General features: G+C 55.3%; 13 protein-coding genes and 1 riboswitch. Of the genes, 9 read left to right on the top strand and 4 right to left on the bottom strand.

Annotation, left to right across the window (positions count from 1 at the left end; translation table 11 throughout):
- Nucleotides 1-359: 359 nt before the first annotated feature.
- The gene (leuO, locus tag IM271_RS08035) at nucleotides 360-1304 is read right to left on the bottom strand and encodes a transcriptional regulator LeuO (protein ID WP_041911249.1); all 945 of its coding nucleotides are present in this window, start codon (nucleotides 1302-1304) and stop codon (nucleotides 360-362) included.
- A 608-nt stretch (nucleotides 1305-1912) separates the two neighbouring features.
- Here leuO and leuL point away from each other — a divergent pair.
- From leuL to leuD, 5 genes are all read left to right on the top strand, one after another.
- Complete coding sequence (gene leuL, locus IM271_RS20315; RefSeq protein WP_071993742.1) at nucleotides 1913-1999, top strand: leu operon leader peptide; 87 nt, start codon at nucleotides 1913-1915, stop codon at nucleotides 1997-1999.
- A gap of 91 nt (nucleotides 2000-2090) precedes the next feature.
- Complete coding sequence (gene leuA / locus IM271_RS08025) at nucleotides 2091-3662, top strand: 2-isopropylmalate synthase (protein WP_028015499.1); 1572 nt, start codon at nucleotides 2091-2093, stop codon at nucleotides 3660-3662.
- Nucleotides 3662-4753 carry a 3-isopropylmalate dehydrogenase gene (gene leuB, locus IM271_RS08020; RefSeq protein ID WP_088204371.1) on the top strand — a complete coding sequence of 364 codons (1092 nt, stop codon included), beginning with the start codon at nucleotides 3662-3664 and terminating at the stop codon, nucleotides 4751-4753. Before leuA ends, leuB begins: the two co-directional genes overlap by 1 nt.
- A gap of 2 nt (nucleotides 4754-4755) precedes the next feature.
- Nucleotides 4756-6156: a 3-isopropylmalate dehydratase large subunit gene (gene leuC, locus IM271_RS08015; protein WP_028015498.1), complete on the top strand. Its 1401-nt coding sequence runs from the start codon at nucleotides 4756-4758 to the stop codon at nucleotides 6154-6156.
- 10 nt (nucleotides 6157-6166) lie between these two features.
- A complete protein-coding gene (gene leuD / locus IM271_RS08010) occupies nucleotides 6167-6772 on the top strand; it encodes a 3-isopropylmalate dehydratase small subunit (protein WP_028015497.1) in 606 nt (201 codons plus the stop codon).
- Between the two features lie 92 nt (nucleotides 6773-6864).
- On the opposite strand, the gene IM271_RS08005 is transcribed toward leuD, so the two are convergent.
- The 3 genes from IM271_RS08005 to sgrT all read right to left on the bottom strand — a co-directional run bounded on the left by IM271_RS08005 (nucleotide 6865) and on the right by sgrT (nucleotide 8685).
- Nucleotides 6865-7017: a Hok/Gef family protein gene (locus tag IM271_RS08005; RefSeq protein ID WP_010427008.1), complete on the bottom strand. Its 153-nt coding sequence runs from the start codon at nucleotides 7015-7017 to the stop codon at nucleotides 6865-6867.
- 216 nt (nucleotides 7018-7233) lie between these two features.
- Nucleotides 7234-8412 carry a sugar efflux transporter gene (locus IM271_RS08000; protein WP_192986823.1) on the bottom strand — a complete coding sequence of 393 codons (1179 nt, stop codon included), beginning with the start codon at nucleotides 8410-8412 and terminating at the stop codon, nucleotides 7234-7236.
- A gap of 120 nt (nucleotides 8413-8532) precedes the next feature.
- A complete protein-coding gene (gene sgrT / locus IM271_RS07995; protein WP_045631150.1) occupies nucleotides 8533-8685 on the bottom strand; it encodes a glucose uptake inhibitor SgrT in 153 nt (50 codons plus the stop codon).
- An 88-nt stretch (nucleotides 8686-8773) separates the two neighbouring features.
- On the opposite strand from sgrT, the gene sgrR reads away from it, so the two are divergent.
- The 4 genes from sgrR to thiQ all read left to right on the top strand — a co-directional run bounded on the left by sgrR (nucleotide 8774) and on the right by thiQ (nucleotide 13852).
- Nucleotides 8774-10429 (top strand): HTH-type transcriptional regulator SgrR, encoded by a 1656-nt coding sequence (sgrR, locus tag IM271_RS07990; protein WP_048999043.1) that lies wholly within the window; start codon nucleotides 8774-8776, stop codon nucleotides 10427-10429.
- 36 nt (nucleotides 10430-10465) lie between these two features.
- Nucleotides 10466-10566: riboswitch (TPP riboswitch) on the top strand.
- A 31-nt stretch (nucleotides 10567-10597) separates the two neighbouring features.
- Nucleotides 10598-11581 carry a thiamine ABC transporter substrate binding subunit gene (gene thiB, locus IM271_RS07985; RefSeq protein WP_048999042.1) on the top strand — a complete coding sequence of 328 codons (984 nt, stop codon included), beginning with the start codon at nucleotides 10598-10600 and terminating at the stop codon, nucleotides 11579-11581.
- Nucleotides 11557-13167, top strand: a complete 1611-nt coding sequence (thiP, locus tag IM271_RS07980) for a thiamine/thiamine pyrophosphate ABC transporter permease ThiP (RefSeq protein ID WP_047367318.1) — start codon at nucleotides 11557-11559, stop codon at nucleotides 13165-13167. The genes thiB and thiP overlap by 25 nt, the downstream gene beginning before the upstream one ends.
- Nucleotides 13151-13852 (top strand): thiamine ABC transporter ATP-binding protein ThiQ, encoded by a 702-nt coding sequence (thiQ, locus tag IM271_RS07975; protein ID WP_048957872.1) that lies wholly within the window; start codon nucleotides 13151-13153, stop codon nucleotides 13850-13852. The genes thiP and thiQ overlap by 17 nt, the downstream gene beginning before the upstream one ends.
- The last annotated feature ends 3 nt before the right edge of the window (nucleotides 13853-13855 follow it).

Here is a 13855-nt window from a genome sequence, read left to right as displayed (position 1 = left end):
TTATAGACGGACCGCCGAATTCATTTCCGCACCGTCTTTCGATCGGGATGAACCCGTCTTCTATTTTGCAGAGTGATACTTACCTTAACCGCTCGTTATGAGGCAGGCAATTCGCAAACCAGGAGAGAGAAGAGGCCGAGAAAGCAGAAAAAACAGACATTGTCAGAGGATATGGTTAATTCATCTGAAATTAGGGGATGAGATGATAAATCATCGCTGAAAAGCGCGTCGATGTAGAAAATCATCTATTTTTACGGGCCTGGCAGGCGCCAGATAAAATACGTAACAGAACAAAATATTAATAAAAGAAACAAAACCAGGATAAATCACATGCAAAGATGCAATTTATCCTGACTCGATTACCGACGGCAGATGCTAATAAGTAGCTCTTCCATCCACTGATGTCCTTTATCCCGTCCAGCAGCTTCATGCCAGGAGAGATAGCAGGTGCGGCTATTTAGCTTGAGCGGCAGAGGCAAAATTTGCAGATTTAACGCGCCAGAGAACTCTTCTGCCAGCCAGCGTGGGGCAATTGCCACCAGTTGCGTCTGGGAAACGACGTTTAACACGCTGACCATGGCCATCCCCTGATAAGCCACGCTCGCCTGTTTCTCCGCAGTGTCGTACCAGGGCAGGCTAAAGGAGGCATATCTGTCGAGCGCAACAACGGCATGCTGTTCGCTATAAACGTCACTTTCTCGTAACGGCGCATTCAGTCGTGGATGTTTTTTGCTGGCAACCAGCACCATTTCATCTTTAAACAGCGGTACACAGGAAAATTCAGGACGGCGGAATTCTTCATAACCCAGGACGAATTCGATTTCCTGGTAACGTAACTGGTGTTCGGTGTTTTGATTTAAGGACGATTTAAAGACGAGATTAATATTAGGTGCGATCTCTTCAACTTTATTATAAATAATTGACGTCAGATAATTATCTAATGGACTGCAGACGCAGAGATGGAATACTCGCTCACTGCTTAAGGGTTCAAAGCCAGAGCCCGGCAGCTCATTTTGCACCAGCTGCAGCGCCTGGCGGATGGAGCCGAAAAGCTGGAAAGCCCGCGCTGTAGGCTGGATGCCTCTTCCATAACGAACAAACAATTCGTCGTTGAACATAACCTTAAGCCTGGCAACGGCATTACTTACGGCAGGCTGTGACATCCCCAGGGCTTGTGCCGCACGCGTGATATTCTGCTCCTGCATGACAGCATCAAACACCGTCAGTAGATTAAGATCCACCGTGCGTAACTGTGGTTTAATTCCATCAGTAATCTGTGGTTGTTTAATATTATTTTCTGGCACTTCTGACTCCACTGTCACGCTACACTCCCTTCGCCAACGCACTGTAATAATTTCGAAAAATATGATTTACCATGCAGATACGACCAGCGAAACAAAAAAGTTAAAAAATCGCAAAAAAAAAAGATTATCTAATAATGCTATAATACAAAACGGCACAAAGGATATGCTTAACTTTAGTGTTTGAATGAAACCATAAACCAAATCAATATACAATAACCATCCAGTTAAGGATGACTTAAGTATAATTAAACTGTTATCGACATTGAGCAGAATTAAGTTAACAATCTGTTATCAATGATTCTATTTGAAGGGAGAAAAAGTTCTCTCAAAAAAGATAACTCGATGATAGTAAAACGGTTTAAAGAGAAAGCATTTGTGAGGACTGCGTCACCTGAAAAATACCCGTTATGTTTATTCGTTTCTGCAAATGTTTTTTAAGTCCAAAAATAGACAATTAGTTAAGTTAAAAATCAAAAACCCAGCACAATAAGCTAAACAACACACCCTCTCTGTTTAGCCTTCTGGGGCCGTTTTTACCATCAGGGGTTGACATGCACAGCTGTATCCAGTACCACTAAAAGCATATTGAATTTAACGGAGCACGATTCATGACACGCACCATTCGTTTCATCGGTCTACTACTACTAAACGCATCCACTGTGCGCGGTAGACTGGCGGGCGAAATTCAGCGTTGAATCGTCACCAGTAAGACTAAAAACCCGCGCCACTGCGCGGGTTTTTTTATGCTCGTAGCAAGGCGCCCTAAGACTGACAAGGACCTAACCCATGAGCCAGCAAGTCATTATTTTCGATACTACTTTACGTGACGGTGAACAGGCATTACAGGCAAGCCTGAGTGTAAAAGAGAAACTGCAGATTGCGCTGGCTCTCGAGCGTATGGGCGTCGACGTGATGGAGGTCGGTTTCCCCGTCTCCTCTCCGGGTGATTTTGAATCCGTACAGACTATCGCCCGCACCATTAAAAACAGCCGCGTGTGCGGTCTGGCGCGCTGCGTAGAGAAAGACATCGACGTTGCGGCTGAGTCGCTGAAGGTGGCCGAAGCCTTCCGTATTCATACCTTTATTGCAACCTCACCAATGCACATCGCAACCAAGTTGCGCAGCACGCTGGATGAAGTCATTGAACGCGCGGTATACATGGTTAAGCGCGCACGCAACTACACCGATGACGTTGAATTCTCCTGTGAAGATGCGGGCCGTACGCCGATTGAAGACCTGGCGCGCGTAGTCGAAGCCGCCATCAACGCGGGCGCTAAAACCATCAACATCCCGGACACCGTCGGCTATACCATGCCGTTTGAGTTCTCCAACATCATTACCGGCCTGTATGAGCGCGTACCTAACATTGATAAAGCAATCATCTCAGTACATACCCATGATGATTTGGGCCTGGCCGTAGGCAATGCCATCGCTGCGGTGCACGCCGGTGCACGTCAGGTAGAAGGTGCAATGAACGGTATCGGTGAACGCGCGGGCAACTGTTCACTGGAAGAAGTAATCATGGCGATCAAGGTGCGCAAAGATATCATGAACGTGCACACCCGCATCAATCACAACGAAATCTGGCGCACCAGTCAGACCGTCAGCCAGATTTGCAACATGCCGATCCCGGCTAACAAGGCGATTGTTGGAACCGGCGCGTTCGCCCACTCCTCCGGTATTCACCAGGACGGCGTGCTGAAAAACCGTGAAAACTACGAAATCATGACTCCGGAATCCATCGGCCTGAACCAGGTTCAGCTGAACCTGACCTCCCGTTCCGGTCGTGCGGCAGTGAAACACCGGATGGAAGAGATGGGCTATCAGGACAGCGATTACAACATGGATCAGCTGTACGACGCGTTCCTGAAGCTGGCCGACAAGAAAGGCCAGGTATTCGATTACGACCTGGAAGCGCTGGCCTTCATCAACAAGCAGCAGGAAGAGCCAGAGCACTTCCGTCTGGACTACTTCAACGTGCAGTCCGGCTCCAGCGACATCGCTACCGCCTCGGTCAAGCTGGCCTGCGGTGATGAAATTAAAGCGGAAGCCGCCAACGGTAACGGCCCTGTGGATGCCATCTATCAGGCGATCAACCGCGTTACCGAGTACGACGTAGAGCTGGTGAAATACGACCTGACGGCGAAAGGGCACGGTAAAGACGCGCTGGGTCAGGTGGATATCGTCGTCAACTATAATGGCCGCCGTTTCCACGGTGTGGGCCTGGCGACGGATATTGTCGAATCCTCCGCGAAAGCGATGGTGCACGTCCTGAACAACATCTGGCGCGCCGCTGAAGTCGAAAAAGAGTTGCAACGCAAAGCTCAGAATAAAGAGAACAACAAGGAAACCGTGTAATGTCGAAGAACTACCATATTGCTGTGTTGCCGGGTGACGGTATTGGTCCGGAAGTGATGGCACAGGCGCTGAAAGTACTGGAAGCCGTTCGCTCGCGTTTTACGATGAAAATTACCACCAGCCACTACGACGTGGGCGGTATTGCGATTGATAACCACGGAACGCCATTGCCGAAAGCCACCGTTGAAGGCTGCGAAAATGCCGATGCCGTGCTGTTTGGCTCCGTCGGTGGTCCAAAATGGGAACACCTGCCGCCAGCAGAGCAGCCAGAGCGCGGCGCGCTCCTGCCGCTGCGTAAACATTTTAAACTGTTCAGTAACCTGCGTCCGGCTAAGCTGTATCAGGGGCTGGAAGAGTTTTGTCCGCTGCGCGCGGATATCGCGGCCAACGGTTTCGACATCCTGTGCGTGCGTGAGCTGACGGGCGGGATCTACTTCGGTCAGCCAAAAGGTCGCGAAGGCAGCGGTCAGCACGAGAAAGCGTTTGATACCGAGGTGTACCACCGTTTCGAAATTGAACGTATCGCCCATATCGCCTTTGAATCTGCACGCAAGCGCCGCCATAAGGTGACCTCTATTGATAAAGCGAACGTGCTGCAGTCGTCCATTTTGTGGCGCGAGATCGTCAGTGAAGTCGCTAAGCAGTACCCGGACGTTGAGCTGTCGCATATGTACATCGACAACGCGACCATGCAGCTGATTAAGGATCCGTCCCAGTTTGACGTGCTGCTCTGCTCCAACCTGTTCGGCGATATTTTGTCTGACGAGTGCGCGATGATTACCGGCTCTATGGGCATGCTGCCATCGGCCAGCCTGAATGAAGAAGGCTTTGGCCTGTACGAACCGGCGGGCGGTTCCGCGCCGGATATCGCAGGCAAGAACATTGCGAACCCGATTGCGCAGATCCTCTCCCTGGCCCTGCTGCTGCGCTACAGCCTCGATGCAGGCGACGCAGCAACCGCAATTGAAAACGCCATTAACCGGGCGTTAGAAGAAGGCGTCCGTACCGGTGACTTAGCGCGCGGCACGGCAGCAGTCAGTACTGATGAAATGGGCGACATCATTGCCCGCTATGTCGCTGAAGGGGTGTAATCATGGCCAAGACGTTATATGAAAAATTGTTTGATGCGCACGTTGTCTACGAGGCGCCAAACGAAACCCCGCTGCTGTACATTGACCGCCACCTGGTGCACGAAGTGACCTCTCCGCAGGCCTTCGACGGCCTGCGCGCGCACAAGCGTCCGGTGCGCCAGCCGGGTAAAACCTTTGCCACGATGGATCATAACGTCTCCACCCAGACCAAAGACATCAATGCTTCCGGCGAGATGGCGCGCATCCAGATGCAGGAGCTGATCAAGAACTGCAACGAATTTGGCGTGGAGCTGTACGATCTGAACCACCCGTATCAGGGCATCGTCCACGTGATGGGACCTGAGCAGGGTATTACGCTGCCGGGCATGACCATCGTCTGCGGCGACTCCCATACCGCGACCCACGGCGCGTTTGGCGCGCTGGCGTTCGGCATCGGCACATCGGAAGTTGAGCACGTTCTGGCGACGCAGACTCTGAAACAGGGCCGCGCCAAAACCATGAAGATTGAGGTGAAGGGCAAAGCCGCGCCGGGTATCACCGCGAAAGATATCGTGCTGGCGATTATCGGCAAAACCGGCAGCGCAGGCGGTACCGGTCACGTGGTGGAATTCTGCGGTGAAGCCATTCAGGCGCTGAGCATGGAAGGTCGTATGACCCTGTGTAATATGGCTATTGAGATGGGAGCTAAAGCAGGCCTGGTCGCACCGGACGAAACCACCTTTAACTATGTGAAAGGCCGTCTGCACGCGCCGAAAGGTCAGGATTTTGACGACGCGGTCGCGTACTGGAAAACCCTGAAAACTGACGACGGTGCCACCTTTGATACCGTTGTCACGCTGCAGGCGGAAGAGATTGCGCCGCAAGTCACCTGGGGTACCAATCCTGGCCAGGTCATCTCCGTCAACGACAGCATTCCTGACCCGGCTTCCTTCGCCGATCCGGTCGAACGCGCCAGCGCGGAAAAAGCGCTGGCCTATATGGGGCTGAAACCCGGCGTACCGCTGACCGACGTGAACATTGATAAGGTGTTCATCGGCTCCTGCACCAACTCCCGTATCGAGGATTTACGCGCGGCGGCAGAGATTGCCAAAGGTCGCAAAGTGGCGCCGGGCGTGCAGGCGCTGGTGGTTCCAGGCTCCGGTCCGGTGAAAGCCCAGGCGGAAGCGGAAGGACTGGATAAGATCTTTATCGAAGCAGGCTTCGAATGGCGTCTGCCGGGCTGCTCCATGTGTCTGGCGATGAACAACGACCGCCTGAACCCGGGTGAGCGCTGTGCCTCCACCAGCAACCGTAACTTTGAAGGCCGTCAGGGCCGGGGTGGACGCACTCACCTGGTCAGCCCGGCAATGGCCGCCGCTGCGGCAGTTACCGGCCATTTCGCCGATATTCGCAGCCTGAAATAAGGAGACAATCATGGCAGAGAAATTTACCCAACATACGGGCCGTGTTGTCCCGCTGGACGCCGCTAACGTCGATACGGACGCGATCATTCCGAAGCAGTTTTTGCAGAAAGTGACCCGCACCGGTTTTGGCGCACACTTGTTCAACGACTGGCGTTTTCTGGACGACAAAGGCGAAGTGCCAAACCCGGAGTTCGTCCTGAACTTCCCGGAATACAAAGGTGCATCCATTCTTCTGGCGCGGGAAAACTTCGGCTGCGGCTCCTCGCGTGAGCATGCGCCCTGGGCGCTGACCGACTACGGCTTTAAGGTGGTTATCGCCCCGAGCTTCGCGGATATCTTCTACGGCAACAGCTTCAACAACCAGTTGCTGCCGGTGACGCTGAGCGACGAGCAGGTCGATGAACTGTTCGCGCTGGTTAAAGCAAATCCGGGGATGGCGTTTGAGGTGGATCTGGAAGCGGAAGTGGTGAAAGCCGGGGATAAGACCTACAGCTTCAGCATTGATGCCTTCCGTCGCCACTGCATGTTGAACGGTCTGGACAGCATTGGCCTGACGCTCCAGCACGAGGACGCCATCTCAGCGTACGAGAAAAAACAGCCTGCGTTTATGGGCTAAAGGCAATGGCCCGCAGGGCGCGGGCCATTGATAAGGGTGCGTTGAGGCTCAACCACTCTGGAGAGGCGGGGACACTTCCCCCGCCAATACCGCTAACGTTTTGCTTCGTAAGCCAACACTGCCGCCAGCTCTGTTTTCTCCTGTCTGAAGTGCAACTCACACAGCGAATCACGCACCATCCAGGTGAAGATCAATAGCGTCGTACAGATCAGAAACAAACCTAACAGCAGAGTACGTTTTGGCATTCCAGCCTCCTTATTGCTTTTCGGCAATGAAGAGACTAACCTCGCAATGTTGGTTGTGAAGTTGGTCTCCCCATCAGTTTTTTGATGTGGGACTCTCCACTGTTTGCCTCTTGCGAAAGCCTGAGGCAAACAGCCTCAAGCACCCGTCACGCACTCTATGCGCCTTCTCTGTATCTGTCAGAAAATCGTTTCATTTCGTGAAGCCGCCTTCCAGAATCAAACATCCTTGACCCGGCAGGTCAGCCCAAGCGTTACCACCGAAATGGCCGCAATCATCCAGTAAACCGAGGCATGACCATAACTTTGCGCCAGCGCGCCCTGAATCACTCCCGCCAGAATAACGCCCGTCGAAATACTGTTGGTAAAAAGCGTAGTCGCAGAGCCGGCGCGGCCGGGCATGAGATCCTGGAACCAGAGCATGCCGATCCCGGCAACGATGCCAATAAACACGGCATTAAACAGCTGCAGCGCCAGCAACGCTTCACGCGAATGGAAAAGGAGCAGCCCCGCGTAGAACAGCACCCCAGCCGCCACGGCAACGATCATCATTCGACGCTTTCCGAAGCGCTTAACGTAATACCCCGCCAGAATCATCGCCGGAATTTCCAGCCCGGCGGCGGTCCCCATTAAGATCCCCGCAAGCTTGTCCGTTAGGCCTAGATCGCTGCTGATCCACAGCGGCATATCAATAATGTACATGGTGTTGCAGGTCCACATCAGCGTGGAGGCGATAAACAGCATCCGCACGTTTTTATCCTGCCAGCCGCTCACCTGAGTGATGGGCTTATCCGTCGTCTGCTCAACCCGGGCGACAGACGGCAGCGCAAAGGCAATCAGAGCCAGACTGATAATAAAAATGCCTGCCGCGATAGAAAACATGACCGTAAAGCCATAGTTCAGCGCCAACATGAAGGCCAGCGGCGGGCCGATGACCCACGCCAGCGAGAGCTGTGCGCGCATCACCGAGCTGAACATCACTACCTCTCGCGCCGAGCTGTCGGCGTATTCACGGGCCAGCGCGAAGAGCTGCGGCATGGCGGTGTTCGCCAGAGAGGCCAGCAGCACGCCGCAGGTGATGAGCGTCAGGTAATGACGGTTAAAGGCAAAAAGCAGCGCGTTGCCCACGGCCATGGCGCAGCAAAAGAGGATCAGCCTGCGGCGATCGCCCTGGCTGTCGGATCGTTTCGCCAGCCCCAGGCTAACGAGGATCCCGGCAATCGCGTTAACGGTATAAAACAGCCCCACCCAAAACGGCTGCGCCCCCACCTCGCGGCTGAGAAACAGGCTCAGCGTCGGTGCCTGTAGCGCACCGGCCACGCCCATCATGAAGGCCACCAGCATAAAAGCAGCGTACACGCCATTCAGGCGGCGCCCCATCGTCATCAACCACAGCATGCGCAAGTCCTTGTGAAAGCGAATCGAAATTGGGTGAAAGAATAAACGAAAAAAGCCAGCAAAAACATTTTGCTGGCGGGTGATAAACACCAATACTCAGTCACACATGATCGAGGCGAGTTAGCGAGAAGAGGTCGGTTTCGTAACGTCCCACTGCATCAGATCTTCCAGGATTCTCAGCCGTTGCTCTGCACACTGGCGGGCCAGCCAGGACACTCCTTTTGTCGCTGAAAAGTACTGCTGATAAAACTGACGTGCGGTAGACCTCTTCATAATTTACCTCCTCACTTCATCAGGAAGCATTATTGGCTTAATATAGGGATTAATAAATTGCTGATTTTTTGTCAGGAGTTCCCCTTTTATGCCATCCGGTCGACTGCAACAACAATTCATTCGCCTGTGGCAGTGCTGCGAGGGTCAATCGCAGGAGACCACGCTTAACGAGCTGGCAGAACTCCTCAACTGCTCTCGCCGCCATATGCGCACGTTACTCAACACTATGCAGCAGCAGGGCTGGCTAAGCTGGGAGGCCGAGGCCGGACGCGGCAAGCGCTCACGCTTGACCTTCCTTTATACCGGCCTGGCGCTGCAGCAGCAGCGGGCGGAGGATCTGCTGGAGCAGGACCGTATCGATCAGCTGGTGCAGCTGGTGGGCGACAAGGCCGCCGTGCGCCAGATGCTGGTCTCACACCTGGGACGCAGCTTTCGTCAGGGACGCCACATTCTGCGGGTGCTTTACTATCGTCCGATGAAAAACCTGTTGCCCGGCACGGCATTGCGACGTTCTGAAACCCACATGGCCCGGCAGATATTCAGCGGTCTGACGAAAATAAATGAGGAAAACGGGGAACTGGAAGCGGATATCGCGCACCACTGGCAGCAGCTTTCCCCCCTGCACTGGCGTTTCTTTTTACGCCCGGGCATTCACTTCCACCATGGCCGCGAGCTGGAGATGCGTGACGTTATCGCCTCTTTAGAGCGCGCCCGCACGCTGCCGCTCTATTCGCATATCACGCGGATCCACTCCCCAACGGCCTGGACGCTGGATATTGAGCTGTCCCAGCCAGACAACTGGCTGCCGTGGCTTCTGGGCTACGTGCCCTCGATGATCCTGCCTGCCGAGTGGCGATCCCTGAACAATTTTTCCAGCCAGCCGATCGGTACAGGCCCCTACTCCGTTACGCGCAATAACAGCAATCAGCTGAAGATCCGCGCCTTTGATGACTATTTTGGCTATCGGGCGCTGATCGACGAAGTGAACGTCTGGGTGTTACCGGATCTCAACGAAGAGCTGAGCGCAGGCCTCACCCTGGAGGGGCCCACAACCAGCGAAAAGGCGTTCGAGAGTCGCCTGGAGGAGGGCTGCTACTATCTTCTTTTTGACAGCCGCAGCCATCGCGGGGCGAATCACGACGTCCGCAAGTGGATCAGCCATATTCTGGCCCCGGCTAACCTGATTTATCACGCTGAAGAACAATACCAGACCTGGTGGTTTCCGGCCTATGGCCTGCTTCCGCGCTGGCACCATGCACAGCCGGTGCGCAGCGAGAAACCCGCCGGGCTGGAGACCATCACCCTCAGCTACTATCGCGATCACATTGAGCACCGGTTTATCGCGAGGATCATGAGCAAGCTGCTCGCGGCCGAAGGCGTGACGCTGGCGATACAGGAAGTCGATTATGATGAATGGCACCGCGGGGATGTCGTCAGCGATATCTGGCTCAACAGCGCGAACTTCACGCTGCCGCTGGATTTCTCGCTCTTTTCACACCTGTATGAAGTGCCTCTCATTCAGCACTGCATCAGCCGGGACTGGCAGCAGGACGCCGCAAGGTGGCGGGCAGGAGAGATGGATCTGGCCGCGTGGTGCCAGGAGCTGCTGGCCGGGCAGACGATCGTACCGTTGATCCACCACTGGCTGCTGATCCAGGGACAGCGCAGCATGCGCGGCCTGCGGATGAATACCCTGGGCTGGTTTGATTTTAAATCCGCCTGGTTTGCGCCGCCGGAGCCATAACGCTTTCGTAATATTCACCAAATCATTACAATAGCGCCGTTCTCAACGGGGTGCTGCATCACAGATGTGCGCTGAGATAATACCCGTCGAACCTGATCCGGATAACGCCGGCGAAGGGATTTGAGGCTGTTTCTCAAAATCCTTTGCCACTCAACCCTGAGGTGCAAAGTGTTAAAAAACGTTCTTCCTCTGCTGGCGCTGGTTGCGCTGCCTGTTTTTGCTAAGCCTGTTCTGACGGTCTATACCTACGACTCCTTCTCCGCCGACTGGGGCCCCGGCCCGGTGGTTAAAAAAGCCTTTGAAGCCGACTGCAACTGCAAGCTGAAGTTCGTGGCGCTGGAAGATGGCGTGTCGCTGCTTAACCGCCTGCGCATGGAAGGGAAAAACAGCAAGGCCGACGTGGTGCTCGGGCTGGATAACAACCTGCTGGAAGCCGCCACGCAAACCAGACTGTTTGCCAAAAGCGGCGTAGCGGCAGATGCCGTCAACGTGCCGGGCGGCTGGAAAAACGACACCTTCGTTCCCTTCGATTACGGCTACTTTGCGTTCGTCTACGATAAAAACAAGCTGAAGAACCCGCCGAAGAGCCTGAAAGAGCTGGTCGAAAGCGATCAGAAGTGGCGCGTGATTTATGAAGATCCACGCACCAGCACGCCGGGTCTGGGCCTGCTGCTGTGGATGCAGAAAGTCTACGGCGACAAAACGCCGGAGGCGTGGCAGAAGCTGGCTGCGAAAACCGTTACGGTCACTAAAGGCTGGAGCGAAGCCTACGGCCTGTTCCTGAAAGGCGAAAGCGATCTGGTGCTGAGCTACACCACCTCTCCGGCCTATCATATTATTGCCGAGAAGAAAGACAACTACGCGGCTGCGAATTTCGCTGAAGGTCACTACCTGCAGGTTGAAGTGGCTGCCCGCACCGCCGCCAGCAAACAGCCGGAACTGGCCGAGAAGTTCCTGAAATTTATGGTCTCCCCGGCATTCCAGAACGCCATTCCGACGGGCAACTGGATGTACCCGGTTACCGACGCGGCGCTGCCGGCAGGCTTTGAGCAGCTGAACAAACCGCAGACCGCGCTGGAATTTACGCCGCAGCAGGTTGCCGCTCAGCGTGCCGCATGGATAAGCGAATGGCAACGCGCCGTCAGCCGCTGATCCCCGGCTGGTTAGTTCCCGGACTGATTGCCGCCATACTGATGGTGGTCGTCAGTCTGGGAGCGTTTCTCGCGCTGTGGTTTAACGCGCCAGAGAGCGATCTGCTCGCGCTCTGGCACGATAGCTATCTCTGGCACGTTATCCGTTTCTCCTTCTGGCAGGCGTTTCTCTCCGCGCTGCTGTCAGTCATCCCGGCCATTTTCCTTGCGCGCGCCCTCTATCGCAGACGTTTCCCCGGCAGGCTGGCACTGCTGCGCCTGTGCGCCATGACGCTGATCCTGCCCGTGCTGGTGGCCGTCTTTGGCATCCTGAGCGTATACGGTCGCCAGGGCTGGCTGGCCTCCCTCTTCGCGTCTTTAGGCCTGGAATGGACCTTCTCTCCCTACGGGCTGAAGGGCATCCTGCTGGCACACATTTTCTTCAATATGCCGATGGCGACGCGCCTCTTTTTGCAGGCGCTGGAGAACATACCCGGCGAACAGCGCCAGATTGCCGCCCAGCTTGGCATGCGCGGATGGTCATTCTTCCGCTTTGTCGAATGGCCGTGGCTGCGACGCCAGATTGCCCCGGTGGCCGCGCTGATCTTTATGCTCTGTTTCGCCAGCTTTGCGACCGTGCTTTCTCTCGGCGGCGGCCCGCAGGCCACCACCATTGAGCTGGCGATCTATCAGGCATTAAGTTACGACTACGATCCGGGGCGCGCCGCGTTGCTGGCGATCGTACAGATGGTGTGCTGCCTGGCGCTGGTGTTACTCAGCCAGCGGCTGAGCAAAGCGATCCCCGCAGGAAGCAATAATCTTTCTGGCTGGCGCGATCCGCAGGACAGCCTGCACAGCCGCATCTCGGACGTGATGCTGATCGCGCTGGCGCTCCTGCTTCTGCTGCCGCCGCTGCTGGCCGTGATCGCCGATGGCCTCAACAGGAATGTGGTATCGGTACTTCAACAGCCGGTCCTGTGGCAAGCCACATGGACCTCATTGCGTATCGCGCTGGCAGCCGGGCTAATCTGCGTGACGCTGACCATGATGCTGCTCTGGAGCAGCCGCGAGCTGTACGCGCGACATGCCCGTAAAGCCGGACACGCGCTGGAACTGACGGGCATGCTGATCCTGGCGATGCCGGGCATTGTGCTGGCGACCGGCTTCTTTTTACTGTTTAACAGCACCATCGGCCTGCCGGAAAGCGCCGACGGTATCGTCATTTTTACCAACGCTTTAATGGCCATACCGTACGCGCTGAAGGTGCTGGAAAACCCGATGCGGGATGTTAACAGCCGGTACAGCGCCCTGTGCCAGTCCCTTGGCATTATGGGCTGGCGGCGGCTGAAAGTGGTCGAACTACGCGCCCTGAAGCGGCCGCTCGCCCAGGCGATGGCCTTCGCCTGCGTGCTGTCGATTGGGGATTTTGGCGTGGTGGCCCTCTTTGGCAACGAGGATTTCCGCACGCTGCCGTTCTGGCTTTATCAGCAAATTGGCTCCTATCGCAGCCAGGACGGCGCGGTCACGGCACTTTTACTGCTGGTGCTGTGCTTTGCGTTATTTACCGTTATCGAAAAACTCCCGGGGCGTGATGTTAAAACTGACTGATGTAACCTGGCTTTACCAGCATCTGCCGATGCGTTTTACCCTCTCTGTTCGTCAGGGAGAGCGAATTGCGGTGCTTGGCCCAAGCGGGGCCGGTAAAAGTACCCTGCTCAATTTGATTGCCGGTTTTTTGCAGCCTGTCAGCGGGTCGATAGTCATTGATAATGGCGAGTATACCTACGCTCCGCCGGCTAAGCGCCCGGTGTCGATGCTGTTTCAGGAAAACAATCTGTTTAATCACCTTACGGTGTGGCAGAACATCGCGCTGGGAATCGATCCGGGGTTAAAACTCAATGCTGCGCAGCGTCAGAAGCTGGAGGCGATTGCCGAACAAATGGGCCTGTCCGCGTTGATTTCCAGACTGCCCGGTGAGCTTTCCGGCGGCCAGCGTCAGCGCGTGGCGCTGGCACGTTGTCTGGTGCGCGAGCAGCCGCTGCTGCTGCTCGACGAACCCTTCTCGGCACTCGACCCGGCCCTGCGCCAGGAGATGCTCTCGCTGGTGGAAGAGGTTTGCCAGCGCCAGCAGATCACGATGCTGATGGTTTCGCACAGCATTGAAGATGCCGCACGCATTGCGCCGCGATCGGTAGTGATCGCGGAGGGACGGATTTTGTGGGATGGAGAAACAGAAGAACTTCTGAGTGGTAACGCGGGGGCGTCTTCATTGTTGGGCATTCGTGCGGTCTGACGC

Origin of the sequence: Enterobacter cloacae complex sp. I3 (assembly GCF_014896175.1) — a bacterium.
Lineage (GTDB): Bacteria > Pseudomonadota > Gammaproteobacteria > Enterobacterales > Enterobacteriaceae > Enterobacter > Enterobacter bugandensis.
The sequence above is the reverse complement of the archived record's forward strand: the minus strand, read 5'-3'. Positions and strand labels throughout refer to the sequence as shown.

Excerpts from the sequence above, each read along its gene's own strand:
- thiP (WP_047367318.1), top strand. The coding sequence starts at position 11,557 with ATGGCAACGCGCCGTCAGCCGCTGATCCCCGGCTGGTTAGTTCCCGGA.
- sgrR (WP_048999043.1), top strand. The coding sequence starts at position 8,774 with ATGCCATCCGGTCGACTGCAACAACAATTCATTCGCCTGTGGCAGTGC.
- sgrT (WP_045631150.1), bottom strand. The coding sequence starts at position 8,685 with ATGAAGAGGTCTACCGCACGTCAGTTTTATCAGCAGTACTTTTCAGCG.
- leuC (WP_028015498.1), top strand. The coding sequence starts at position 4,756 with ATGGCCAAGACGTTATATGAAAAATTGTTTGATGCGCACGTTGTCTAC.
- leuB (WP_088204371.1), top strand. The coding sequence starts at position 3,662 with ATGTCGAAGAACTACCATATTGCTGTGTTGCCGGGTGACGGTATTGGT.
- leuL (WP_071993742.1), top strand. The coding sequence starts at position 1,913 with ATGACACGCACCATTCGTTTCATCGGTCTACTACTACTAAACGCATCC.
- leuD (WP_028015497.1), top strand. The coding sequence starts at position 6,167 with ATGGCAGAGAAATTTACCCAACATACGGGCCGTGTTGTCCCGCTGGAC.
- IM271_RS08005 (WP_010427008.1), bottom strand. The coding sequence starts at position 7,017 with ATGCCAAAACGTACTCTGCTGTTAGGTTTGTTTCTGATCTGTACGACG.
- leuA (WP_028015499.1), top strand. The coding sequence starts at position 2,091 with ATGAGCCAGCAAGTCATTATTTTCGATACTACTTTACGTGACGGTGAA.
- thiQ (WP_048957872.1), top strand. The coding sequence starts at position 13,151 with ATGTTAAAACTGACTGATGTAACCTGGCTTTACCAGCATCTGCCGATG.
- IM271_RS08000 (WP_192986823.1), bottom strand. The coding sequence starts at position 8,412 with ATGCTGTGGTTGATGACGATGGGGCGCCGCCTGAATGGCGTGTACGCT.